The following is a 24,734-nucleotide window of genomic DNA, read 5'->3' as shown; positions in this document are numbered from 1 at the left end:
AAAGAATGCATTATATCTTCTCTGTTGCCTGCCGATAACAAGGATAAGTATCGCCTGATGGCGAATTCCTCATCAACGGCAAGGAAATTATTATGCGTTTGCTGAAAAACTTCACTATTCGTATTGTCATGTTGGCAATACTGGGACTTTTTTGCCTGCTCTGGTCGGGCGTGGGTTTATTCAGTCTTCATTCTTTATCAAAAATATCTGAAGGCAATGATATTGACCGTCATCTTGTCCATCAGATGACGGTACTCAGTCAGGGGAACGATCAGTATTTTCGCTTTGTAACGCGCTTAAGTCGCGCCATGGATGTCAAAATAAGCGGCGGAACGCCTGATTTTGCACCAGCGCAGCAGTCCCTGGAGAATATGAGCAAAAAACTCCAGGAGATGAAAACGTTGTCTCCGGGGCCTATGGATCCAGACGTTGCCGCGGCGGTACTGACGAAGTGGCAGGCGCTGTTGGATAACGGGGTGATTCCGCAAATGCAACTGGCGCAGCAGGGCACGCTTACGGCCTTTGCGGAGCATGCCAGCACCGTTACGCCAGCGCTGAGCCGTGAATTTGGCGCCAGTGCCGAACGTTTTAACGCCACGGCAGGTGAGCGGCTTGATACCACGCGCGTCATGGTTGATGGCAAAACGTCTATCATCCGGACGCTAATTATTACCGCCGTGGTCCTCGGTATTGCCCTCCTGTTCTTCACAGACCGTTACCTCGTCGCCATGATGGTGAAACCCCTGGGGCGTATCCGCCAGCAGTTCCAGCAGATTGCTCAGGGCGATCTCAGCCATCCAATCGAAGATTTTGGCCGTAACTGCGTGGGCCAACTGGTGCCGTTATTGTGCGCGATGCAGGACAGCCTGCGCGAAGCCGTCAGTACAATTCGCTCAGGTAGTGACAACATCTGGCGAGGGGCTACGGAAATTTCCACCGGCAATAACGATCTCTCATCGCGTACTGAGGAGCAGGCTGCGGCGCTGGAAGAGACCGCTGCCAGCATGGAGCAACTGACCGCAACGGTAAAACTGAACGCCGAAAACGCGCGTGAAGCCAGCCAGCTTGCCGATACGGCGACAGAGACGGCAGGTAAAGGGAGCAGCCTGGTTTCAGAAGTGGTTGAGACGATGGACGGCATTGCCGCCAGCTCTAAACAGATCGCGGAAATTACGTCTGTTATTAATAGCATTGCCTTCCAGACCAATATTCTGGCGCTGAACGCGGCAGTTGAAGCTGCCAGAGCAGGTGAGCAGGGGCGTGGTTTTGCCGTTGTTGCCGGTGAGGTGCGTAACCTTGCCAGCCGTAGCGCCGGGGCGGCGAAAGAGATTGAGACGCTGATTGGCGAATCGTCGCGTCGCGTCGATCAGGGCGCTCGACTGGTTAAAGAGACGGGATTAACCATGGAGGCGATTCTGCGCGGAGCCACCGAAGTGACCGTTATCATGAAGCAAATTGCTTCTGCCTCAGAAGAACAGAATAAGGGCATCTCGCAGGTGAGCGTGGCGATCACGCAGATGGACAGCGTAACGCAACAGAACGCCGCGCTGGTAGAGCAAGTTTCCGCCGCGGCTGTGGCGCTTGAACGGCAAACGGAAGAGCTGCAACGCTCGGTACAACAGTTCCGTCTTTCAGCAAACGATGTGCAGTACGCCGCCGCCAGTACCGCTTCCCCTTCAGCAGACAGCAAAACGTCTGCGGCCGCTAAAAAGGATGAATGGGTGTCCTTTTAAGCGGGCATAAAAAAGTACGTGATACCTCTGGTCTTTGCTTAAAAAATCGCTATATAATTTATTATATAGCGATTGGAGGTTATGCATGGACAACCATTTTGGAAAAGGCTTGATGGCCGGATTAAACGCGTCAAGTGCGGATAGCGCACGCACGGCGGCCAATTTTTGTGCTGATTATAAACGCGGTTTTGTGCTGGGATTTTCTCATCGAATGTTTGAAAAAACGGGCGATCGACAGCTCAGCGCGTGGGAAGCGGGGATCCTCACGCGTCGCTATGGGCTGGATAAAGAGATGGTTATGGATTTCTTTAAAGAGAACCAGTCCAGTACAACAATTCGTTTTTTCATGGCTGGCTATCGTCTCGAAGCTTGATCCGAAAGGGGTATTATCTTGCTTTAATTAATTACACTATTGACCTACGCCTTCGTTTTGTTGCTCCGCCGAAGTATTATAATGCACATAACCATATAAAAAGTGTGGTAAATGGCGCGCCGATCGCAATATGCAACATGCGAAAGGTGCAAAATAAAAGCCAGGTCTTCGCAACGGAATAACTATAAAATGACTGGAGATAACTCTCTCATCAATTCGAACGGCATCAATCGCCGTGATTTCATGAAGCTTTGTGCAGCACTGGCCGCTACCATGGGGCTCAGTAGCAAAGCCGCCGCAGAAATGGCCGAATCAGTTTCTCGTCCTCAGCGTCCACCGGTTATCTGGATTGGTGCGCAGGAGTGTACGGGTTGTACTGAATCGCTACTTCGCGCGACACACCCTACAGTGGAAAACCTCGTTCTGGAGACAATCTCTCTGGAATACCATGAGGTACTCTCTGCCGCCTTCGGCCACCAGGTCGAAGAGAATAAACATAACGCTCTGGAGAAGTACAAAGGGCAATATGTTTTGGTTGTAGATGGTTCTATCCCACTGAAAGACAATGGTATTTACTGCATGGTTGCCGGTGAGCCGATCGTAGATCACATCCGCCGGGCCGCAGAAGGCGCTGCCGCTATCATTGCCATCGGCTCTTGTGCCGCGTGGGGTGGTGTTGCTGCTGCTGGCGTTAACCCAACGGGTGCCGTCGGCTTGCAGGAAGTTCTGCCAGGCAAAACCATCATCAACATCCCCGGCTGTCCTCCGAACCCGCACAACTTCCTTGCAACGGTCGCGCATATCATCACTTACGGTAAGCCGCCGAAGCTGGATACCAAAAACCGTCCGACATTTGCCTATGGTCGTTTGATTCACGAACACTGCGAACGTCGCCCGCACTTCGATGCAGGTCGTTTTGCTAAAGAGTTTGGCGATGAAGGTCACCGTGAAGGCTGGTGCCTCTACCATCTGGGCTGTAAAGGACCAGAAACCTACGGCAACTGCTCAACGCTGCAATTCTGCGATGTTGGCGGCGTGTGGCCGGTGGCTATCGGTCACCCTTGCTACGGCTGTAACGAAGAAGGTGTCGGTTTCCATAAAGGTATTCACCAGCTTGCTCATGTGGAAAACCAAACACCGCGTTCCGAGAAACCTGACGTCAATATGAAAGAAGGCGGCAATATTTCTGCCGGGGCGATTGGGCTGCTTGGTGGCGTAGTAGGACTGGTTGCCGGTGTCAGCGTGATGGCGGTTCGTGAACTGGGGCGTCAGCAGAAGAAAGATAACGCTGACTCACGGGGAGAATAACCGTGAACAGACGTAACTTTATTAAAGCAGCCTCCAGCGGGGCATTGCTGTTGGGCGCAGCGCCGTCCATCAGCCATGCGGCTGCAGAAAACCGTCCGCCGATCCCTGGTTCTCTTGGGATGCTCTATGACTCGACGCTGTGCGTAGGCTGCCAGGCCTGTGTCACCAAGTGTCAGGATATCAACTTCCCGGCGCGTAACCCGGAAGGCGAGCAGACCTGGTCGAACAACGACAAACTGTCACCGTATACCAATAACATCATCCAGGTGTGGCGTAGCGGAACAGGCGTCAACAAAGACCAGGAAGAAAACGGCTACGCATACATTAAGAAGCAGTGCATGCACTGTGTCGATCCGAACTGCGTCTCCGTTTGCCCGGTCTCCGCGCTGAAGAAAGATCCGAAAACCGGCATCGTCCACTATGACAAAGATGTCTGCACGGGCTGTCGTTACTGCATGGTCGCCTGCCCGTACAATGTGCCTAAGTATGACTACAACAACCCGTTTGGTGCGCTTCACAAATGTGAACTGTGTAACCAGAAAGGTGTTGAGCGTCTGGATAAAGGCGGTTTACCGGGTTGTGTTGAAGTGTGCCCTGCCGGTGCGGTGATTTTTGGTACGCGTGAAGAGCTGATGGCTGAGGCGAAAAAACGTCTCGCGCTGAAGCCTGGCAGCGAATACCACTATCCGCGTCAGACGGTGAAAGCAGGCGATACCTATCTGCATACGGTACCGAAGTATTACCCCCATCTGTACGGCGAGAAAGAGGGTGGTGGTACACAGGTTATGGTACTGACGGGCGTTCCTTACGAGGATTTGGATCTGCCGAAACTGGATGATCTTTCAACCGGTGCGCGTTCCGAACATGTTCAACATTCCTTGTACAAGGGCATGATATTACCCCTGGCTGCGCTGGCGGGCTTAACCGTGCTGGTTCGTCGTAACACGAAAAACGACCATCACGATGGAGGAGACGATCATGAGTCATGATCCTAAACCGCTGGGCGGAAAAATAATCAGCAAACCGGTCATTATTTTTGGGCCGCTTATCGTCCTGTGTATGCTCCTGATCGTGAAACGTCTGGTCTTCGGATTGGGCTCAGTCTCCGATCTGAACGGCGGTTTCCCATGGGGTGTATGGATCGCGTTTGACCTGCTGATTGGTACCGGCTTCGCGTGCGGTGGCTGGGCGCTGGCGTGGGCGGTGTATGTTTTCAACAGAGGACAATACCATCCACTGGTACGTCCGGCGCTGCTGGCGAGCCTGTTTGGCTACTCGCTGGGTGGTCTGTCGATCACCATTGACGTCGGTCGTTACTGGAACCTGCCGTATTTCTACATTCCGGGCCACTTCAACGTGAACTCGGTACTGTTCGAAACGGCGGTCTGTATGACCATCTATATCGGCATCATGGCGCTGGAATTTGCTCCGGCTCTGTTTGAACGTCTGGGGTGGAAAGTTTCTCTCAAACGTTTGAACAAAGTGATGTTCTTTATTATTGCCCTTGGCGCGTTGCTGCCAACTATGCACCAGTCTTCAATGGGTTCATTGATGATTTCTGCGGGCTATAAAGTGCATCCGCTATGGCAAGCTTATGAAATGTTGCCGCTTTTCTCCGTATTAACCGCTTTTATTATGGGCTTCTCGATCGTCATCTTCGAAGGCTCGTTGGTACAAGCCGGGCTGAAAGGTAATGGTCCGGACGAGAAAAGTTTGTTCATCAAGCTGACGAATACCATCAGCGTGCTGTTGGCGATTTTCGTGGTTCTGCGCTTTGGCGAACTGATCTATCGCGACAAGCTGTCCTATGCGTTCTCAGGCGATCTTTACTCCCTGATGTTCTGGATTGAAGTCGTGCTGATGGTCTTCCCGCTGGTGGTGCTGCGCGTCACTAAGCTGCGTAACGACTCGCGCATGCTGTATCTGTCTGCGCTGAGCGCATTGCTGGGTTGTGCGACATGGCGTCTGTCCTATTCGTTGGTGGCGTTCAATCCTGGTGGTGGCTACCACTACTTCCCGACCTGGGAAGAACTGTTGATTTCTATTGGTTTTGTGGCTATTGAGATTTGTGCATACATCGTACTCATTCGTCTACTGCCGATACTTCCTCCTTTAAAACAAAACGATCAAAATCGTCATGAGGCGAGCAAAGCATGAGCCAGAGAATTACTATTGATCCGGTAACCCGTATTGAGGGTCATTTACGCATCGACTGCGAAATCGAAAATGGCGTGGTATCTAAAGCATGGGCTTCCGGTACCATGTGGCGCGGCATGGAAGAGATCGTGAAAAACCGCGATCCACGCGATGCCTGGATGATTGTGCAGCGTATCTGTGGCGTTTGTACTACCACTCACGCTATCTCTTCCGTTCGTGCAGCAGAAAGCGCGCTGAATATTGATGTTCCGGTGAACGCACAGTATATCCGTAACATCATTCTGGCCGCGCACACCACGCATGACCACATTGTTCACTTCTATCAGCTCTCTGCGCTGGACTGGGTGGATATCACCTCTGCACTGAAAGCTGATCCAGCGAAAGCGTCTGCCATGCTGAACGGCGTGTCCTCCTGGCACCTGAACAGCGCAGAAGAGTTCACTAAGGTTCAGAACAAGATCAAAGACCTTGTTGCCAGCGGTCAGTTAGGCATTTTTGCCAACGGTTGCTGGGGTCACCCGGCGATGCAGCTGCCGCCAGAAGTGAACCTGATTGCGGTCGCTCACTACCTGCAGGCGCTGGAATGCCAGCGTGATGCTAACCGTGTTGTGGCGCTGTTGGGCGGTAAAACGCCGCACATTCAGAACCTGGCGGTAGGCGGGGTTGCTAACCCAATTAACCTCGACGGCCTTGGCGTGCTGAACCTCGAGCGCCTGATGTATATCAAGTCCTTTATCGATAAGCTGAGCGACTTCGTTGAGCAGGTTTACAAGGTTGATACCGCGGTGATTGCTGCGTTCTACCCTGAATGGCTGGAACGTGGTCAAGGTGCGGTTAACTATCTGAGCGCACCGGAATTCCCGACTGACGGTAAAAACGGTAGCTTCCTGTTCCCGGGGGGTTACATCACCAATGAAGATCTGTCGACCTATCGTCCGATCACCTCTCACTCCGATGAGTACCTGATCAAAGGGATTCAGGAGAGTGCGAAACACGCGTGGTACAAAGACGAAGCGCCGCAGGCTCCGTGGGAAGGCACAACGGTTCCTGATTACACCGGTTGGTCAGATGATGGCAAGTACTCCTGGGTTAAAGCACCGACCTTCTACGGTAAAACGGTTGAAGTGGGTCCGCTGGCCAACATGCTGTGTAAACTGGCGGCCAAACGCGAGTCTACCCATGCCAAGCTGAATGAAATCATCGCGATTTACACCAAGCTGACCGGTAAAACTATCGAAGTGTCACAGCTGCACTCTACGTTGGGCCGTATTATTGGCCGTACCGTTCACTGCTGTGAACTGCAGAACGTTCTGCAGGATCAGTACAATGCGCTGATTGTGAACATCGGCAAAGGCGACCACACCACCTTCGTGAAACCGGATATCCCGGCAACGGGTGAATTTAAAGGTGTCGGTTTCCTCGAAGCGCCGCGCGGTATGCTGTCTCACTGGATGGTGATCAAAGATGGCATTATCAGCAACTACCAGGCGGTAGTACCGTCAACCTGGAACTCTGGCCCACGTAACTTTAATGATGAAGTGGGACCGTATGAGCGCTCGCTGGTAGGTACGCCGATTGCCGATCCAAACAAACCGCTGGAAGTGGTTCGTACCATTCACTCCTTCGACCCTTGTATGTCATGTGCGGTGCATGTGGTGGACGTTGATGGGAACGAAGTGGTCTCAGTTAAGGTTCTGTAATGCGGATATTAGTCTTAGGGGTCGGCAATATTTTGCTGACCGACGAAGCCATCGGGGTACGTATCGTTGAGGCATTAGAACAACGGTACGTCCTGCCAGACTTTGTTGATGTTCTGGACGGTGGTACGGCTGGGATGGAGCTTCTCGGTGATATGGCAAACAGAGATCATCTGATCATTGCTGACGCCATTGTGTCGAAGAAAAACACGCCAGGAACGATGATGGTCCTGCGGGATGAAGAGATCCCGGCGCTGTTTATCAACAAAATCTCACCGCACCAGCTTGGTCTGGCCGACGTATTGTCGGCCCTGCGTTTCACCGGCGAGTTTCCGAAAAAGCTGACGTTAGTCGGTGTTATTCCGGAATCGCTGGAGCCGCATATCGGACTAACGCCAACGGTTGAAGCGATGATTGAACCTGCGCTTGAGCAGGTTCTTGCCGCGCTTCGCGAATCAGGTGTTGAAGCGATCCCGCGGGAGGCGGCTCATGTCTGAGGAGTTTGTCGGTTTTCAGACGGCCCCGAAGATGCAAATTCAGGCAGCGTTTGAAGAGGTTGCCCGGCGTTCAATGCACGATCTCTCTTTTCTGCATCCGAACATGCCGGTATATGTCTCTGAATTTACGCTGTTTGAAGGACAGTGGACGGGGTGTGTTATCACGCCCTGGATGCTCAGCGCACTGATTTTCCCCGGACCGGACCAGATCTGGCCGGTGCGTAAAGTCAGCGAAAAAATCGGACTGCGTCTGCCGTATGGCGAGATGACCTTTACCGTTGGTGAACTGGAGGGCGTATCGCAATACCTTTCCTGCTCATTGATGTCGCCGCTTTCGCACAGTATGTCGGCGCAAGAAGGCATGCGTCTGACTGACGATTGCGCGCGAATGCTGTTATCGCTGCCGGTTAGCGATCCGAATGCGCCGCAGCTTAATCGCCGCGCGTTGCTGCTGGGTCGTCGGAACTGCGAAAATGCATGAGCTGTCCCTTTGTCAGAGCGCGGTTGAGATTGTTCAACAGCAGGCAGAGCAGCACGGTGTCAAACGTGTAACCGGTGTTTGGCTGGAAATCGGGGCGCTCTCCTGCGTTGAAGAGAGCGCCGTTCGTTTCAGTTTCGACATCGTCTGTCAGGGGACGCTGGCTCAGGGTTGTGAGCTGCATATTGATTACAAGCCAGCCCAGGCATGGTGCTGGGATTGCAGTCAGGTTGTGGAAATCACCCAGCATGATGCGCAGTGTCCACAATGTCAGGGCGATCGTCTGCGGGTTGATGCTGGCGATTCACTGAAAGTGAAAAGTATTGAAGTCGAATAACCCATAGGTTGCTATGGGGCGGAGTCAGATATGTGTATTGGAGTCCCTGGTCAGGTTCTGGCCGTTGGTGAAGATATTCACCAGCTTGCGCAGGTTGAAGTGTGCGGCATCAAACGTGATGTCAATATTGCCCTGATTTGTGAAGGTGATACAGCTGAGCTGGTCGGGCAATGGGTGCTGGTGCACGTAGGGTTCGCCATGAGCATCATTGATGAAGATGAAGCTAAAGCCACGTTAGACGCACTTCGCCGCATGGAGTACGACGTCACCAGCGCGTGACAAATCCTGAATGAAATTGCCGGATAGCGGTTGCCATCCGGCAATTTATTTTAGTTCTGGCGCTTATCTTCGGTCTGGGTATCGAAGTCGCTGGCGTCATGGCGTTCATGAAGCTGCTCGTTCAGAGGTCCGTTAGTGCGGTTTACAATACGACCACGCTTAACCGCCGGACGCGCTGCAATCTCTTTTGCCCAGCGTTGTACGTGCGCGTAGCTTCCTGCGTCAAGGAACTCTGCTGCGTCGTAGACGTTGCCCAGAACCACATTGCCAAACCATGGCCAGACCGCCATATCGGCAATGGTGTATTCATCTCCGGCCACAAACTGATGTTGCGCCAATTGTTTATCCAGCACGTCGAGTAAGCGCTTGGCTTCCATGGTGAAGCGATTGATAGCGTACTCAATTTTTACCGGAGCATAGTTATAGAAGTGGCCAAAGCCTCCGCCGAGGAACGGTGCTGCGCCTTGTAACCAGAACAACCAGTTCAGCGTTTCGGTGCGTTTTGCCAAATCCTGCGGCAGGAAATAACCATATTTTTCCGCCAGATAGAGCAGGATTGCGCCAGATTCGAATACGCGAACCGGTGGGTTTTGCGAGTGATCGCGTAGCGCTGGGATCTTCGAGTTCGGATTCACCTCAACAAAGCCGCTGGAAAACTGATCGCCATCGCCAATGCGGATAATCCAGGCATCGTATTCCGCGCCCTTCACCCCCTGCGCCAGCAACTCCTCCAGCATGATCGTCACTTTCTGCCCGTTTGGCGTACCCAGCGAATAGAGCTGCAGCGGATGTTTGCCAACCGGCAGCGTTTTCTCGTGGGTGGCTCCGGAAACCGGGCGGTTGATATTGGCGAATGCGCCCCCGTTCGATTTTTCCCACGTCCAGACTTTCGCGGGCTGATAGGTATTGTCTGACATATTGACCTGCCTTCTGAGTGGTTGTGTTGATGCAGTGTAGCAGTTAGGTAGAACTCAATTTAACAGATTGGAACTTTATGTCGCTTTGTGCTGAAAGGGGAAGATAAATCTAACCCGTTCATTGTACCCGCTCCGTACTCCATGAAGAGGAAATCAATGTTGGACGGAAATTGCTACCGTATTCACCAATTAAAAATTGGCGGTGAATAAGCAGTAATAATGAAAAATGGTGTTCCAGGAGTAAGCGGTTATCAGGGCCCGGCGGGTGGGTGGGGCGCGGTAAAAGCCGTCACTGCTTCGGTGTTTTCGCAAAAGGCTGTCGCCCGCGACATTATCGCGATGTTTAAAATGAACCAGGTGAAAGGGTTCGACTGTCCGGGCTGTGCGTGGCCGGACCCAAGGCACCGTGCGCCAATGGAGCTGTGCGAAAATGGCGTTAAGGCGGTCTCCTGGGAGACAACCAGTAAAAAAGCGTCACCGGAATTTTTCAGCCGTCACCCGGTTTCCACACTCTGGCACTACAGCGATTATGAGCTGGAAAATATCGGTCGTTTGACGCATCCGATGAAATACGATGCAGCATCAGATACCTGGCAGGCGGTGGATTGGGATATCGCCTTCCAGGAGATAGGCGAGCGTCTGCGCAGCTATGATTCACCCCAGCAGGTTGAGTTTTACACCTCCGGCAGAACGTCAAATGAAGCGGCGTTCCTGTATCAGCTTTTTGCCCGCGAATATGGCAGCAGCAACTTTCCTGATTGCTCAAACATGTGCCACGGACCGACCAGCGCAGGGCTAACGCCGGCCATTGGCCTTGGAAAAGGGACCGTTGAACTTGACGATTTTGACCATTGCGATCTGGTGATTTGTATCGGGCATAACCCTGGCACAAATCATCCACGTATGCTGACCACCTTACGCGACGTTGCCAAACGCGGGGCTAAAATAATCTCTATCAATCCGCTGAACGAAAGGGGGCTTGAGCGCTTTAGTTTCCCGCAAAGCCCGAAAGAGATGTTCACCGGCCAGTCGACGCAGCTGAGCAACGACTACTACCAGGTAAAAATGGGCGGTGACGCCTCGCTGCTCAAAGGCATCATGAAGGCGCTGATCGAAATGGATGAAGCGCGGATCTTACTGGATCAGCAACCGACACTCGATCATGCGTTTATCGATGAGCATACTGCTGGATATGCAGCGCTGTATGATGACTTACGTCAGCATAACTGGGCGGAGCTGGAACAGGACTCGGGCCTGACGCGCAGTCAGATGGAGGACCTGGCACACAGCTACAGTAAATCTCGTGCCACTATTATTTGTTATGGTCTGGGCATCACCCAGCATAAAAACGGTACTGAGAACGTCCAGCAACTGGTAAACCTGCTGCTGCTGAAAGGCAATATGGGTAAGCCTGGGGCGGGGATCTGCCCGTTGCGCGGTCATTCTAACGTGCAGGGCGACCGTTCCGTGGGGATCAACGAAGCGGCATCCGAAGACTTCCTGCAACGCCTTGAGACGCATTTTTCTATCCGTGTGCCGCGTAAACATGGCCGCTCCAGCGTGGAGAGTATTCGGGCCATCGAACGGGGAGAGGCAAAAGCGCTCATTTGCATGGGTGGCAATCTGGCGGTGGCGATGCCGCAGCCGCAGCGCACCTTTGCGGCGATGAAAAATTTGGATCTGCAGGTCCATGTTGCGACCAAGCTGAACAGATCGCATTTGCTGCTGGCAAAGCATAATTATCTGCTGCCTGCATTAGGTCGAACGGAGCGCGACATTCAGGCGACGGGGATCCAGTCGGTGACCGTCGAAGACTCGATGTCGATGGTCCACGCTTCCTGCGGCGCGCTGAAGCCAGCTTCCCGCTGGTTAAAATCGGAACCCGCGATTGTGGCGGGCATGGCACACGCCACTCTGCCGCTTTCGCCGATCAACTGGGAAGCGTTAACCGGGGACTACGCGCTGATCCGTGACGCCATTGAAGCCGTGATCCCGGCGTTCCACGATTACAATGCCCGTATTGCCGAGCCGGGCGGATTTCGTATGGATACGCCCGCTTCGCGCCGTGAATGGCGAACGGCGAATGGTAAAGCCAACTTTATCGTCAGCCATCAGCGGGCGGTAGAGCGAGAAAATCAGCCTGCCGATGCACTGGTTCTGGCGACGCTACGCAGCCACGATCAATACAACACCACTATTTATGGTATGAACGATCGCTACCGTGGCATTACCGGTCGTCGGGATGTGGTGTTTTTAAGCGCTGAAGAAGCGGCGACTCGCGGTCTGAGCCAGGGAGATGTGGTCAACATTCAGGCGCTGGACGACCGCGGCCAGCCCTGTGCGGATCGCATTATGTGCGGCTTGACGGTGGTGATTTACAACATGGCGGTGGGCTCAATAGGCGCTTATCTGCCAGAAGCGAATGTCCTGCTTTCGCTGGATGCGGTGGACACACAAAGTTTGACTCCGGCGTATAAAAGCGTACCGGTCACCGTGACAAAAGCGTAGTTCCTGCTGCGAATTTTTCGCCTCTGAGCGCCAGCCGCTGCGTTGAGGTGTATGATGATGTCGACCTCTGTCCGGTTAGTGTCGCAGAGCAGGCAATCAGAGCGAAAAATTCACGCCAACCTGCTCAGGCTGTATTGTTTTGAGGTAAGGTGCATGAGCAAAGGAACGACCAGTCAGGATGCCCCATTCGGGACATTATTGGGCTACGCCCCAGGCGGCGTAGCAATCTACTCTTCAGATTACAGCTCCCTCGACCCACGGGACTACGACGATGATGCGGCATTTCGCAGCTATATCGACGACGAATACATGGGCCACAAATGGCAGTGCGTAGAGTTCGCACGCCGCTTTCTCTTCCTTAACTATGGCGTGGTTTTCACCGATGTGGGCATGGCCTGGGAGATCTTTTCCTTACGCTTTCTACGCGAAGTGGTGAATGACAATATCCTGCCGTTACAGGCATTTCCGAATGGTTCACCCCGCGCGCCGGTAGCCGGTGCTCTGCTTATCTGGCAAAAAGGCGGTGAGTTTAACGATACCGGCCATGTGGCGGTCGTCACCCAGTTGCTGGAAAACAAAATCCGTATTGCCGAACAGAACGTGCTCCATACGCCGTTGCCTCCCGGACAGCAGTGGACCCGCGAACTGGAGATGGTGGTTGAAAACGGTTGTTACACCCTGCGTGATACCTTTGACGACACCACCATCCTTGGCTGGATGATCCAGACCGATGATACCCGTGACAGCCTGCCGCAGCCGGAGATCGCCAACGACTCGTTGAGAATTGGCGGCGCGCGACTGGAAGATAACGGGCAATTTGACGGTAAATGGCTTGATGAACAGGATCCGCTGCAGAAAGCCTACGTGCTGGCGAACGGCCACGTGATTAATCAGGATCCGCATCAGTACTTCACCATTACCGAGAGTGCAGAGCAGGAGCTGATCAAAGCCACCAACGAGCTGCACCTGATGTATCTGCACGCGACCGACAAAGTGCTGAAAGATGACAACCTGCTGGCGCTGTTCGATATCCCGAAAATCCTCTGGCCGCGTCTGCGCCTTTCCTGGCAGCGTCGTCGGCATCATATGATTACAGGACGTATGGATTTCTGTATGGATGAACGCGGACTGAAGGTGTATGAGTACAACGCCGATTCCGCATCGTGCCATACCGAAGCCGGTTTGATCCTCGAAAGATGGGCCGAGCAGGGCTATACAGGACAGGGACACAACCCAGCTGAAGGATTGATCAACGAACTGGCGGGGGCCTGGAAGCACAGCCGCGCGCGTCCTTTTGTCCACATCATGCAGGATAAAGATATAGAGGAAAACTACCACGCTCAGTTTATGCAGCAGGCGCTACGTCAGGCCGGGTTTGACAGTAAAATTCTGCGTGGCCTCGATGAGCTACGTTGGGATGACGCTGGTCAGCTGATTGACGGGGACGATCGTCTGGTGAACTGCGTCTGGAAAACCTGGGCGTGGGAAACCGCGATTGAGCAGGTGCGAGAGGTCAGTGAAACGGAGTACGCTGCGGTACCAATTCGTACCGGGCATACGAATCAGGAAGTGCGTTTAATCGACGTGTTGCTGCGCCCGGAAGTGCTGGTCTTTGAACCTCTGTGGACGGTGATCCCTGGTAATAAAGCGATTCTGCCGATCCTGTGGCAACTGTTCCCACACCACCGCTATCTGCTTGATACTGATTTCACTGTTAATGAAGAGCTGGCGCAAACCGGTTATGCAGTGAAACCTATTGCAGGACGTTGTGGCAGCAACATCGATCTGGTGAGCCATCAGGAAGAGTTACTGGATAAAACCAGCGGTAAGTTTGCCGAGCAGAAGAACATTTATCAGCAGCTTTGGTGTCTGCCAAAAATTGCTGGTAAATATATTCAGGTTTGTACCTTCACCGTAGGCGGTAACTATGGGGGGACCTGCCTGCGCGGCGATGAGTCGCTGGTGATTAAAAAAGAGAGCGATATCGAGCCGCTGATTGTAGTGAAGGAAGAGTAATCTTTTTGCGAGTTCTTGATTGAAATGCGAAAAGCCAGAGTATATCTCCGGCTTTTTTCTGTTTGTAGTTAAATTGACGATGATTATATATTTAAATAAGTTACATGGAATATGGATATAATGACAATTATTACTTTAATTAATATTTTATAGCTCAAAAACATTCTTTTTATGAATGTTTTCAACGTTAATCAATTTCCTCCGTTTGTATTAGATAATATACTTTCTTGATTTTGTTTTTAGATGAATAATACTAATGTATTATTTGGTGTATTAGTGATATTGATCATATTTTATCTCAGGTAATATGTCGGATTACGTTAGCGTATTAATTATAATCGTTAATTGTCATTAACAGTTGTTGTTGACTGCCCGCAGAAATGACGTTGTAAGAAACACGTTGAGCGATTGGAAAATGCTCCGTTAGGAAATGTAAAATATCGGCAGGAACCGCCGGTCTGAGAGGGACGTATGGGTGACAGTTTTCAGAATGAAGTGCCGACGGCACGCGTTAATATTAAGTTAGATTTACATACCGGAGGCGTTCACAAAAAGGTTGAATTGCCGTTAAAACTTTTGGCTGTAGGTGATTTCAGTAATGGTAGAGAACAACGACCATTATCCGAGCGCGAAAAGGTTGATATTAATAAAAATAATTTCAATGATGTGTTAGCTAAGTTCGCACCAGTAGTAAATATGAGTGTTAAAAATACGTTAGCTGGTGATGACAGAACTGACGATATTAACCTTACCTTTAAAAATATCCGCGATTTTGAACCTGAACAGGTCGCACGAAATATCCCACAATTACGCGTTCTGTTGGCTATGCGTAACTTACTGCGCGACCTGAAATCTAACTTACTCGATAACGCTGCTTTTCGTCGCGAGCTGGAAATCATCCTCAAAAATCCAGCCCTGAGTCAGGAACTGCGTGATGAACTGGCAACCATGATGCCAGAAGAGATTTAACGTTATACAGGGTTTCCTCCGCTTAATTGGCAGGAATAGTAAAGGATCATAAAAGGAATATGTTGATGTCTGTTCAGGAACATACCTCTTCAGTCGCGACCACCACGACCAGTGAACGCAGCGTTTATCAATCCCTCTTTGACAAAATTAATCTTTCCCCGGTTTCGACATTAAAAAATGTAGATGCATGGCAGAGCGATGAAGCGCTTTCTGATGCCGCTCCGGCTGAACGCGTGACCGCCGCTATTCAGGTTCTGGTCTCTTGCCTCGCGGATGCTGCGCAGCCAGTAGAGCGCCTGGATAAAACGCTGCTGGATGAGCAGATTGCTCGTCTGGATAAGCAGATTAGCGACCAGGTTAATGAAGTTATGCACCATGCTGAATTTCAAAAACAAGAATCGCTCTGGCGTGGTGTGCATTCGATGATCACCGGTATCGATTTTCGCCAAAATGTCCGTGTAGAAATGATGGATATCAGCAAGGATGCGCTGCGTGATGATTTTGACGACGCGCCGGAACTTATCCAAAGCGGGTTGTATCGCCATGTTTATATTGAAGAATATGATCAGCCTGGCGGCGAACCCATTGCGGCAATGATTTCAGCATACGAATTTGATAACAGCCCGCAGGATATTGCACTGCTGCGCAATATTTCGGGTGTGTCAGCTGCCTGTCATATGCCGTTCATTGGTTCCGTTGGGCCGAAATTCTTCCTGAAGGAAAATATGGAAGAAGTCGCGGCCATAAAAGATATCAATGATTATTTCGAACGAGCTGAATACATCAAGTGGAAAGCATTCCGTGATAGCGACGATTCACGCTATATCGGATTAACTATGCCGCGTGTTCTGGGTCGCCTGCCGTATGGTCCTGATACCGTGCCGGTACGTAGTTTTAACTATGTTGAAGAAGTTAAGGGCCCGGATCATGAAAAATATCTGTGGACCAGCGCCTCTTTCTCTTTCGCTGTGAACATGGTGAAAAGTTTTATCAAGAATGGCTGGTGCGTCCAGATCCGTGGGCCACAGGCGGGTGGTGCGGTTAAAGACTTGCCTATCCATCTGTACGATCTGGGGACAGGTAATCAGGTGAAGATCCCGTCTGAGGTGATGATTCCGGAAACCCGGGAGTTTGAATTCGCCAACCTCGGCTTTATTCCGCTTTCTTATTATAAGAATCGTGATTACGCCTGCTTCTTTTCTGCTAACTCGGCTCAAAAACCTGCGCTGTTTGATACACCGGAAGCGACGGCTAACAGCCGGATTAACTCACGTCTACCGTATATCTTCCTGCTTTCTCGTATCGCTCACTACCTGAAAATCCTGCAGCGAGAAAATATAGGTACGACCAAAGATCGCCGTCTGCTTGAACTTGAACTGAACAACTGGCTGCGCAGTCTGGTAACCGAAATGACCGATCCTGGCGATGACTTGCAGGCTTCACACCCGCTTCGTGACGGGCGTGTTGTGGTGGAGGATATTGAGGATAACCCAGGCTTCTTCCGCGTGCGCCTGTATGCCATTCCGCATTTTCAGGTTGAAGGTATGGACGTCAGTTTGTCGTTAGTTTCACAAATGCCTAAGTCGAAATCTTAACGACACAATGCACAGGAGGTGCGATGAAGATCTATCGCCCGTTATGGAGCGAGGGGGCCTTTCTGGCTCCCCAGCAGTTTCAGCAACAGACACGTTGGGATGCCTATGTAGCCGACGTTGTGGCTCATATGTCACTTTCATCACCGTGGGGCGTCATCAGCGCGGAGTTTGATGAAAGTGCGCTAACGGTTTCCCGTTTGAATCCCGTTAATCTGGTTGTGCGTTTTCCTGACGGTACGTTAGTGGATACAGGTATTTCAGATAACCTGCCTCCGGCGTGTGATTTATCGCATCTTACTGGTTACAGCAGCGTTGATATCGTCCTGGCGTTGCCGCTGCTTTCGGCTAATGGCGGCAATCTTTCGTCAGGCAACGGCGTTAGCCGTCCATGTCGCTGGCAGCAAATGGCTGCCAGTGCAGGATCTCTCTGGTCAGGAACGGACTGATATGGCAGTGCTGCGGCATGCTATCACCCTCCGGTATGCCCACGATGATAACAGCGCTTATCTGACCTGTCCGGTAGCTTGCCTGACTCGTAATGCTCAGGGGCAATGGGAGCTGGGACGCGATTTTTTACCGCCATCGCTTTCACTCTCAGCCAGCCCCTTATTAATCAATTCTCTCAGTGATTTGGTGCATCGCATCCAGGCCCGTTGTCGCCGTCTGATGGCCTTGCGTCGTGAAAGTAACGAACGAATGGCGGATTTTGCGGTAGCAGATGTTTCGTTGTTTTGGCTGCTGAATGCGCTTAATAGCTCGGAACCTGTACTGAGAGAAATGCTGCAAAACCCAGGCCGTCACCCCGAACTTTTGTGGCGTGAACTGGCGCGGTTAGCGGGCAGCCTGCTGACCTTTTCATTAGAACATGATGTCAGCGTTGTGCCTCCATACCAGCACGCAAATCCGCAGCAAGTATTCCCTCCATTGTTTGCATTGCTGGTGGAACTGCTGGAAGCCAGCCTGCCATCTCGTGTTGTCGCTATTGAGCTGACGCAGGAGAGACAGTTCTGGAATGGTGCACTGTCGGATGCTCGACTGCGTGAAGGCGCTGATTTTTACCTGTCCGTTCGTTCAGATCTCCCTGCGCATGTCCTACTGACGCAATTTCCACAGCTCTGTAAAGCGGGGAGCAGGGCAGACGTGTCTGATGTAGTCAATGTAGCACTCAGCGGAATTCCGTTAAAACCGCTGACGCATGTACCCGCAGCCATCCCGTTACGACTGGAAAATCAATACTTTGCTCTTGAGATTAATCATCCAGCAGCTCAGGCCATGCTGGACGCTGGTAATTGCGCCTTCTATGTGCCGGGAACGCTGGGAGAGATTCAACTCGAGTTATTCGCCGTATTAAGGGATTGAAATAAATGAATAAGGATATTGATCAGGTGTTCTGGCCAACCTGGCTTGCTGTAAGCCAGCTACGTGGCGGGTTGGAAGTCGACGATGGGGCTGCTTTTTATCGCCGGGCCTGCCAATGGGTGGATTCTGCGCGTAATGCATTGCGTGATCTGGGGTACAGCGAGCACAGCGTTGAACACATGCTCTACACCCAATGTGCGTTACTGGATGAAAGCGTGTTGAACCGTAACCGGCAGGATAGCGGTTATATCACCTGGCTTGCGACACCCTTACAGGCCCACTATTTCAATACCACCAATGCCGGGGAAGAGCTCTGGGAGCGCATTCGTACCGTACTGCGCGAGCCCGTTCCTGATACCGCCGTATTAACCTGCTTTTATCGCGCAATCACGCTTGGTTTTGTGGGTCGCTATCGTGAGCAGGGTGATGAACGTCGTGAAGATGTTCTCGAAGCGCTGTCAACTCAGGCGATGCCTTTTAAGTTAAAACACGATTCACCAGTAATTATGCGTGCGTCCGGCTTCTCTGGCGGTAAGCGCCGCTGGTGGCTGGCATGGATTGTTGGCGCGCTGGCGTTGGGGGCTTTGTGGCTAACATTTTCTCATGTCTTACAAGGGCAGATTGCTCAGCTGATTGGGCAGGGTTAAGACATGGCCCAGTTGCGAGGGATCGTTAACTATGTGCTGGCGGCCGTACTGGCTTTACTGTTGGTCTGGGGATTCAGCCCAGTAAGTGCGGGTATCCGGGGCGGCCTTACCGTCATTGTTTTATTGCTTTCCATTCCAGGGATCGTTTATGGCTGGCGTCAGTATGGTCGGTTGAAGCCTGAGCATTCTGCTCGTGAAGTTGCGCTCCCTCCGGAGAGTTTCAGTGGGCCTGTCGTGCTGGTGTGTGGCGACAATGAGCCATTGTTTGCCGGACGTAGCGATTCTTGCGAGAGTTCGCAGGGCTGGTATTTATCTGTCCAGTCCCCGGAACATTTTATTGCTCTGGTTCGTCAGATAGCTGTACAGCGTCCGGGGCTTCTAATGCGCGTGTCCGTGATGCTGGCATTGACCCCGGAACGGCATAAAGATGAAGATGCGCTTAAGCATATGCTACTCAGTTGGCGGCGTGTGGTAACCCAGAGTCGGCGTTGGTTATCAGGTATACCGCCGTTTTGGTTGTGCTGTTGGCTGAATTCCCCTCAATGTAATGAGACTGTACGTTGGTTTATTCGAACCCCTCAGGATGCAGAGGTGCAGTCAGCTACGGGATTAGACGACTTTGCACCTTTCTCTTCGGAAGAGCGCCCGGCTCGCCATTCTCATCTAACACATGCAGTGTGGTTAGATAATTTACTGGGCTGGCTGAAGAAGGTGCAAGGCGATACCGAACGCCATGCTCCGCCTCTTTTCTCTGCTTTACGGGTTGTGTGTTTCACCTCATTAGCGGTTTACGAAAATAATCTGTGGCAACGGCATATAACTGCTCAAACAACGCTTTCTCCTGCGGCATCAGCAGCGCCCGTACTGCTGCCTTTTCCTGATTTAGCGTTGCCCTTTTTATCCCGCCGCCGGGCACTGACCGCATTTCAACGAACGCTGGGCGTAAGCGGTCTGCTATGCGGCATTTTTGTCGGGCTGGCGATGACGTGCAGCTTTATCAATAACCAACATCTCATCAGGATCACAAACGATCATCTGATGTTATACCGCCATCTTACTGGCAATCCTGCCGAGCCAAAGATTCAGGCCCAGGAACAGCTTCGTCGTGATGCACAGCGGCTTGATCGCTGGTATCAGCGTGGTGAGCCCCTTTCTCTTTCAATGGGATTGTATCAGGGGATGAGATTGATCCCGCCTTTGCAGGCCGCCATCAGCGACTGGCTGCCAACTGAAAAACCGAAAGTGGCCTCCCCGCATACCGTTCGACTGGACAGTATGTCGCTGTTTGATACGGGCGAATGGGCGTTAAAAGCGGGTTCAACAAAAGTACTCATTCGAGCTTTGGTCAATATCAAAGCCAAGCCCGGTTGGCTGATAGTCATCGCCGGGCATACCGATGATGTGGGTGACGATAAATCTAATCAGCAGCTCTCTCTCAAACGCGCGGAATCTGTTCGCGACTGGATGCGTGATACCGGTGACGTCGCGGAGAGCTGTTTTGCTGTTCAGGGTTACGGCGAATTACGTCCCTACAAAACCAACGATACGCCGGAGGGGAGGGCTGCCAACCGCCGTGTAGAGATCAGTCTGGTACCGCAGGCTGATGCCTGTCGGGTGTCGGGCATGAAGGAACCGTCACCGCAAGGCGGTGACGCATTAACGAAGTAAAAATGGAGAAAGAGTTATGGCAATTCCAGTCTACCTTTGGCTGAAAGACGACGGCGGTGCGGATATTAAGGGCTCTGTTGATGTGAAAGACCGTGTGGGCAGTATCGAAGTAGTGGCTCAGGAACATAACCTGTACATCCCTACCGATAACAACACCGGTAAGTTGACCGGGACGCGCATCCATACCCCGTTTCTTTTCACTAAGGAAATCGATGCTTCCAGCCCGTATCTGTACAAGGCTGTAACCACTGGTCAGACCCTGCGTCAGGCAGAGTTCAAATGGTATCGCATCAATGATGCTGGTCAGGAAGTGGAATACTTCAACACCACTCTGCATAACGTGAAAGTGGTGAAAGTAAATCCTGTGATGTACGACATCAAAGATCCGGCTAAAGAGAAGCATAACCACCTGGAACAGATTGAACTGCGCTACGAGAAGATCGTCTGGACGTACAAGGATGGCAACATTATCCATTCTGACGCCTGGAACGAGCGTACCACCGCGTAACGCACTAACGGATGAGGATTTCCTCATCCGTTTTTTTATGCCCTCTGCTGAGTATCCGGCTCGGGGATTTAGCAGAGAGTATCAACGTCACTATTACCTTATGGGCATTGGGTTACGGCCACGGGCGGTAGCGTGCCTGAATACAGGGAGTCAGGAAGCAAATGGAACACCAGTCAGCAGTGTTATTACGACGTCTCAACCCCTATTGTGCTCAGGCGCTTGAAGCGGCGGCATCGTTATGTCAAACGCGTGCGCATGCAGAAATCACTCCTGAACACTGGTTACTGAAGCTATTGGAACAGGGAGAGGGCGATATTACTGTCATTGCACGTCGTTATGAATGGGATATCGACAATATCTGGCAGTCGCTGCTGGCGCATCTGGATGTTCAGCCTCGTTCCGTAAAAAGCCGCCCGCAGTTGTCTGATGTTCTCCTCTCTTTAATGCAACAAGCGTGGCTGTGTGCAGCAACGGATGAAAATTCGCAGATACGTGGTGTGCATCTGCTGATGGCGCTGGTGGGAAAGCCTTCGCTACTGAAGTGTGACGGCCTGTGGCCTCTTCTGAGCGCAGGACATACTCAACTGGAACGGCTCCTGCCGCTATTAAATGTCCAGTCAGATGAACGTCCTGAAAGGCAGCAAGAGGCTGCTCTGGCGCAGTTTACCTCTGATGATGAACCGGGTCGAAATCTGGCCCAGTCGACTTTGTCGCCCGCATTACAAGGTGTGCTCGATAAATTTACATTAGACGTGACCGCGAAAGCGCGTGCCGGTGATATCGATCCGGTATTTGGTCGTGATAATGAAATTCGGCAAATGGTGGATGTGCTATCTCGTCGTCGAAAAAACAATCCAATTCTGGTTGGGGAACCCGGCGTCGGCAAGACCGCTTTGGTGGAGGGGCTGGCGCTGCGTATTGCTGAAGGTAATGTGCCGGATAGCCTGAAAACAGTAACCTTACGTACGCTGGATCTTGGGCTGTTGCAGGCAGGTGCTGGAGTGAAAGGTGAGTTTGAGCAGCGATTAAAAAATATCATTGATGCCGTTCAGCAATCGCCAACTCCTGTTCTGCTCTTTATCGATGAAGCACACACCATCATTGGGGCCGGTAATCAGGCGGGGGGAGCTGATGCAGCCAACCTGCTAAAACCCGCTCTGGCCAGAGGTGAATTGCGAACCATCGCAGCGACCACATGGAGCGAATATAAACAGTATTTTGAGCGTGATGCTGCGCTGGAGCGGCGTTTTCAGATGGTTAAAGTGGATGAACCGGATGATGACACTGCCTGTTTAATGCTGCGTGGTCTGAAATCACGCTACGCGGAACACCATGGCGTTCATATCACCGACGAAGCAGTTAAAGCCGCTGTTATGCTCTCTCGCCGCTATCTTACCGGGCGGCAATTACCCGACAAAGCCGTCGACCTGCTGGATACCGCAGGTGCAAGAGTACGGATATGCCTTGATACCGTTCCTGAACCACTTACGCGCTTGAAGTCGGAGATCACCGCGCTTGAAATTGAAAAACAGGCGTTGCTTGCAGACCTCGCAGTAGGAAATGGTCAGCATGATGAAAGGCTGGCCAGCATTGAACAGCATGAAAATCGCCTGCTTGTCGAGCTTGATGAACTGGAAACCCAGTATGGCCAGGAAATAGCGCTCACTGAGCAACTGCTGACCAGCCGCCGTGATATTTCTCGTCAGGCGGAAACGATTGAATTGCAGCAACAGCTTAGTGTGCTTCAGCAGGGCCATCCTTTACTGTTTCCGGATGTAGACGCGCGCACAGTAGCTACGGTGATCGCCGACTGGACCGGTGTACCGTTGTCTTCACTAATGAAGGACTCCCAGACAGACTTGCTGACGCTTGAAACCCAGATGGGAAACCGCGTTGTCGGGCAGGATTACGCGCTAAATACTATCGCACAGCGGTTGCGGGCATCAAAAACAGGACTTACGCCGGAAAACGGCCCACAGGGTGTTTTTCTGCTAACTGGACCAAGCGGAACCGGGAAAACGGAGACGGCGCTGGCCCTGGCTGACATTCACTTTGGCGGTGAAAAATCGCTGATCACGATTAATCTGTCTGAGTATCAGGAGTCGCACACCGTGAGCCAACTCAAGGGCTCACCTCCGGGGTATGTGGGTTATGGTCAGGGAGGGATCCTGACTGAAGCAGTGCGAAAACGCCCTTATAGCGTGGTATTGCTGGATGAAGTAGAAAAAGCGCATCGCGACGTCATAAACCTGTTTTACCAGGTATTTGACCGCGGTTTCATGCGAGATGGTGAAGGCCGAGAAATTGATTTTCGCAACACCGTTATTTTGATGACTTCCAATCTTGGCGGCGACGCTGTGATGCAGATGCTGGAAGAACAGCCGGAAACCACGGAGTCCGATCTGCACGAGCTGCTGCGCCCCCTCTTGCGCGATCATTTCCAGCCGGCGCTACTGGCCCGCTTCCAGACTATTATCTACCATCCGCTCAGTGAACCTGCGTTACGTACGATTGTACAAATGAAACTGGATCAAGTTAGACAGCGATTACTGCGTCACTACGGCATCACTACGACGATATCTGAGAACCTTTTTGATGCCCTGACAGCCGCTTGTCTGCTACCGGATACGGGGGCGAGGAATATTGATAGCCTGCTGAATCAACAAATCTTGCCAGTGCTCAGCCAGCAGTTGTTAACGTATCTTTCCCGGCAGCAAAAACCTCAGCAGCTCACTTTGAGTTGGAGTGATGAAGAGGGAATTGAATTGATAATTGATAACGAGTGAAAAATAAAACCCAGAGATAAGACTAATGCTGGGTTTTATATTGTACTGGGATGTGCGTTGCGCAACAGGACTAAATATGGATGGTGCTAAAGAGCTTGCCAAAGATATGCTCGAAGCTATTAACATTGATGATTCTGGATTTATAGCTGCTTTGACAAAAGGGCTTATATCATTTCCGGTGAGTATGGGATATCTGGCTTATGATTTTATGGATACAGAACATCACAGAACGAATGCAGATGACAAATACAGGTTTGCCAGACTTATTAATAAAGTGGGGTTTAATAAGGAGTTGATAGGTCAGGTTGTTGGGGTTTTTATTAATGATTTTTCTTCTCGACTGGATTTTTCTTTAATGGTGGAAAAAATAGTTGGGGATAGTGCCGGAAGGATGATTTTCTCAGGGCTAACTGGCGTTAAAATTGGGTATGTTATTTCTAATCGGTTGGTCACGGCATTTTTTTCAGGTGCTTGTATAGGCTCGCTTCTTACGTTGGGAGCGGAGGTATCCAGGGCAATCTATACATCTCGCTATCTGGCTGCAAGGAGTCCTGGCCATTACCAAAAATTGAAAGATATGGGAGACCTGGATCTGCTTTATTTTCTGATAGAAGATCTTGTTTCACCTTTTGAAAAAGCAATTGAGCTTCACAATACAAATGAGGTTTTTTTTAATGAGGTTTGCCAATGTTTTCTGGAAGGTCTGGGAAGTTTAGAGAAATAGTAATATATTTAATGTATTATTTTTCATATCTGATGGGTAATATATTATGCATGTTTGGCATTGCCTTTTCTATTTGGTTTTTTTTTGTTTCTAACGATGCGTTTCGATATTTATGGGGCGCGGGAAATATTTTATTGATTGTTTTAGGGTATTTTATGATGAGATTTGGCTGGCCTCA

At 51.3% G+C, this 24,734-nt stretch carries 20 protein-coding genes and 1 pseudogene; 20 read left to right on the top strand and 1 reads right to left on the bottom strand.

Annotated features, from left to right (window positions below):
* Positions 1–92 precede the first annotated feature (92 nt).
* The 10 genes from HV334_RS20695 (at position 93) to hybG (ending at position 8,859) form a co-directional block, all read left to right on the top strand.
* Positions 93–1,733: a methyl-accepting chemotaxis protein gene (locus tag HV334_RS20695; protein WP_181220848.1), complete on the top strand. Its 1,641-nt coding sequence runs from the start codon at positions 93–95 to the stop codon at positions 1,731–1,733.
* Positions 1,734–1,818: 85 nt separating this feature from the next.
* Positions 1,819–2,106 (top strand): DUF2623 family protein, encoded by a 288-nt coding sequence (locus HV334_RS20690; RefSeq protein ID WP_016154494.1) that lies wholly within the window; start codon positions 1,819–1,821, stop codon positions 2,104–2,106.
* A 189-nt stretch (positions 2,107–2,295) separates the two neighbouring features.
* Positions 2,296–3,414, top strand: a complete 1,119-nt coding sequence (hybO, locus tag HV334_RS20685; RefSeq protein ID WP_016154493.1) for a hydrogenase 2 small subunit — start codon at positions 2,296–2,298, stop codon at positions 3,412–3,414.
* A 2-nt stretch (positions 3,415–3,416) separates the two neighbouring features.
* Positions 3,417–4,403, top strand: a complete 987-nt coding sequence (gene hybA / locus HV334_RS20680) for a hydrogenase 2 operon protein HybA (protein WP_003828357.1) — start codon at positions 3,417–3,419, stop codon at positions 4,401–4,403.
* Entirely contained in the window at positions 4,393–5,571 is a 1,179-nt protein-coding gene (gene hybB, locus HV334_RS20675) for a Ni/Fe-hydrogenase cytochrome b subunit (RefSeq protein WP_016154492.1), read from the top strand. The genes hybA and hybB overlap by 11 nt, the downstream gene beginning before the upstream one ends.
* Positions 5,568–7,271, top strand: coding sequence for a hydrogenase 2 large subunit (gene hybC / locus HV334_RS20670; protein ID WP_003024476.1), 1,704 nt, complete (start codon positions 5,568–5,570; stop codon positions 7,269–7,271). The genes hybB and hybC overlap by 4 nt, the downstream gene beginning before the upstream one ends.
* Complete coding sequence (locus HV334_RS20665; protein WP_181220847.1) at positions 7,271–7,765, top strand: HyaD/HybD family hydrogenase maturation endopeptidase; 495 nt, start codon at positions 7,271–7,273, stop codon at positions 7,763–7,765. The genes hybC and HV334_RS20665 overlap by 1 nt, the downstream gene beginning before the upstream one ends.
* Complete coding sequence (gene hybE, locus HV334_RS20660; protein WP_016154490.1) at positions 7,758–8,246, top strand: hydrogenase-2 assembly chaperone; 489 nt, start codon at positions 7,758–7,760, stop codon at positions 8,244–8,246. The genes HV334_RS20665 and hybE overlap by 8 nt, the downstream gene beginning before the upstream one ends.
* Positions 8,239–8,580 (top strand): hydrogenase maturation nickel metallochaperone HypA, encoded by a 342-nt coding sequence (gene hypA, locus HV334_RS20655; RefSeq protein WP_016157467.1) that lies wholly within the window; start codon positions 8,239–8,241, stop codon positions 8,578–8,580. The genes hybE and hypA overlap by 8 nt, the downstream gene beginning before the upstream one ends.
* 30 nt (positions 8,581–8,610) lie before the next feature.
* Entirely contained in the window at positions 8,611–8,859 is a 249-nt protein-coding gene (gene hybG / locus HV334_RS20650; RefSeq protein WP_003024459.1) for a hydrogenase maturation factor HybG, read from the top strand.
* A gap of 50 nt (positions 8,860–8,909) precedes the next feature.
* Here the strand turns inward: hybG and yghU are convergent, their stop codons facing one another.
* A complete protein-coding gene (gene yghU / locus HV334_RS20645; RefSeq protein ID WP_103767113.1) occupies positions 8,910–9,776 on the bottom strand; it encodes a glutathione-dependent disulfide-bond oxidoreductase in 867 nt (288 codons plus the stop codon).
* Between the two features lie 219 nt (positions 9,777–9,995).
* On the opposite strand from yghU, the gene HV334_RS20640 reads away from it, so the two are divergent.
* The 10 genes and pseudogenes from HV334_RS20640 (at position 9,996) to HV334_RS20595 (ending at position 24,556) form a co-directional block, all read left to right on the top strand.
* The gene (locus HV334_RS20640; protein ID WP_181220846.1) at positions 9,996–12,284 is read left to right on the top strand and encodes an FdhF/YdeP family oxidoreductase; all 2,289 of its coding nucleotides are present in this window, start codon (positions 9,996–9,998) and stop codon (positions 12,282–12,284) included.
* Positions 12,285–12,437: 153 nt separating this feature from the next.
* Entirely contained in the window at positions 12,438–14,300 is a 1,863-nt protein-coding gene (gss, locus tag HV334_RS20635) for a bifunctional glutathionylspermidine amidase/synthase (protein WP_181220845.1), read from the top strand.
* A 471-nt stretch (positions 14,301–14,771) separates the two neighbouring features.
* Positions 14,772–15,269, top strand: coding sequence for a type VI secretion system contractile sheath small subunit (gene tssB, locus HV334_RS20630; protein ID WP_181220844.1), 498 nt, complete (start codon positions 14,772–14,774; stop codon positions 15,267–15,269).
* Between the two features lie 65 nt (positions 15,270–15,334).
* Positions 15,335–16,864: a type VI secretion system contractile sheath large subunit gene (gene tssC, locus HV334_RS20625; RefSeq protein ID WP_181220843.1), complete on the top strand. Its 1,530-nt coding sequence runs from the start codon at positions 15,335–15,337 to the stop codon at positions 16,862–16,864.
* Positions 16,865–16,887: 23 nt separating this feature from the next.
* Positions 16,888–18,223, top strand: a pseudogene (tssK, locus tag HV334_RS20620) (type VI secretion system baseplate subunit TssK).
* 5 nt (positions 18,224–18,228) lie between these two features.
* The gene (gene tssL / locus HV334_RS20615) at positions 18,229–18,870 is read left to right on the top strand and encodes a type VI secretion system protein TssL, short form (RefSeq protein ID WP_049283263.1); all 642 of its coding nucleotides are present in this window, start codon (positions 18,229–18,231) and stop codon (positions 18,868–18,870) included.
* A gap of 3 nt (positions 18,871–18,873) precedes the next feature.
* Positions 18,874–20,538 (top strand): OmpA family protein, encoded by a 1,665-nt coding sequence (locus tag HV334_RS20610; protein WP_181220842.1) that lies wholly within the window; start codon positions 18,874–18,876, stop codon positions 20,536–20,538.
* Between the two features lie 16 nt (positions 20,539–20,554).
* The gene (gene tssD, locus HV334_RS20605; protein ID WP_003024437.1) at positions 20,555–21,046 is read left to right on the top strand and encodes a type VI secretion system tube protein TssD; all 492 of its coding nucleotides are present in this window, start codon (positions 20,555–20,557) and stop codon (positions 21,044–21,046) included.
* Between the two features lie 161 nt (positions 21,047–21,207).
* Entirely contained in the window at positions 21,208–23,832 is a 2,625-nt protein-coding gene (gene tssH, locus HV334_RS20600; protein ID WP_181220841.1) for a type VI secretion system ATPase TssH, read from the top strand.
* 76 nt (positions 23,833–23,908) lie between these two features.
* Positions 23,909–24,556, top strand: coding sequence for a hypothetical protein (locus HV334_RS20595; protein ID WP_181220840.1), 648 nt, complete (start codon positions 23,909–23,911; stop codon positions 24,554–24,556).
* The last annotated feature ends 178 nt before the right edge of the window (positions 24,557–24,734 follow it).

It is taken from the genome of Citrobacter sp. RHBSTW-00944 (assembly GCF_013615435.1).
GTDB lineage: Bacteria > Pseudomonadota > Gammaproteobacteria > Enterobacterales > Enterobacteriaceae > Citrobacter > Citrobacter braakii.
Note: the sequence above shows the minus strand (reverse complement) of the source record. Positions and strands in the feature narration are given on the sequence as shown.

Coding starts and splice junctions, on each gene's coding strand:
- hybO (WP_016154493.1), top strand. CDS start 2,296: ATGACTGGAGATAACTCTCTCATCAATTCGAACGGCATCAATCGCCGT.
- HV334_RS20690 (WP_016154494.1), top strand. CDS start 1,819: ATGGACAACCATTTTGGAAAAGGCTTGATGGCCGGATTAAACGCGTCA.
- HV334_RS20640 (WP_181220846.1), top strand. CDS start 9,996: ATGAAAAATGGTGTTCCAGGAGTAAGCGGTTATCAGGGCCCGGCGGGT.
- tssC (WP_181220843.1), top strand. CDS start 15,335: ATGTCTGTTCAGGAACATACCTCTTCAGTCGCGACCACCACGACCAGT.
- tssL (WP_049283263.1), top strand. CDS start 18,229: ATGAATAAGGATATTGATCAGGTGTTCTGGCCAACCTGGCTTGCTGTA.
- tssH (WP_181220841.1), top strand. CDS start 21,208: ATGGAACACCAGTCAGCAGTGTTATTACGACGTCTCAACCCCTATTGT.
- HV334_RS20695 (WP_181220848.1), top strand. CDS start 93: ATGCGTTTGCTGAAAAACTTCACTATTCGTATTGTCATGTTGGCAATA.
- hypA (WP_016157467.1), top strand. CDS start 8,239: ATGCATGAGCTGTCCCTTTGTCAGAGCGCGGTTGAGATTGTTCAACAG.
- tssB (WP_181220844.1), top strand. CDS start 14,772: ATGGGTGACAGTTTTCAGAATGAAGTGCCGACGGCACGCGTTAATATT.
- hybG (WP_003024459.1), top strand. CDS start 8,611: ATGTGTATTGGAGTCCCTGGTCAGGTTCTGGCCGTTGGTGAAGATATT.
- hybB (WP_016154492.1), top strand. CDS start 4,393: ATGAGTCATGATCCTAAACCGCTGGGCGGAAAAATAATCAGCAAACCG.
- hybE (WP_016154490.1), top strand. CDS start 7,758: ATGTCTGAGGAGTTTGTCGGTTTTCAGACGGCCCCGAAGATGCAAATT.
- tssD (WP_003024437.1), top strand. CDS start 20,555: ATGGCAATTCCAGTCTACCTTTGGCTGAAAGACGACGGCGGTGCGGAT.
- HV334_RS20610 (WP_181220842.1), top strand. CDS start 18,874: ATGGCCCAGTTGCGAGGGATCGTTAACTATGTGCTGGCGGCCGTACTG.
- hybC (WP_003024476.1), top strand. CDS start 5,568: ATGAGCCAGAGAATTACTATTGATCCGGTAACCCGTATTGAGGGTCAT.
- HV334_RS20665 (WP_181220847.1), top strand. CDS start 7,271: ATGCGGATATTAGTCTTAGGGGTCGGCAATATTTTGCTGACCGACGAA.
- gss (WP_181220845.1), top strand. CDS start 12,438: ATGAGCAAAGGAACGACCAGTCAGGATGCCCCATTCGGGACATTATTG.
- yghU (WP_103767113.1), bottom strand. CDS start 9,776: ATGTCAGACAATACCTATCAGCCCGCGAAAGTCTGGACGTGGGAAAAA.
- HV334_RS20595 (WP_181220840.1), top strand. CDS start 23,909: ATGGATGGTGCTAAAGAGCTTGCCAAAGATATGCTCGAAGCTATTAAC.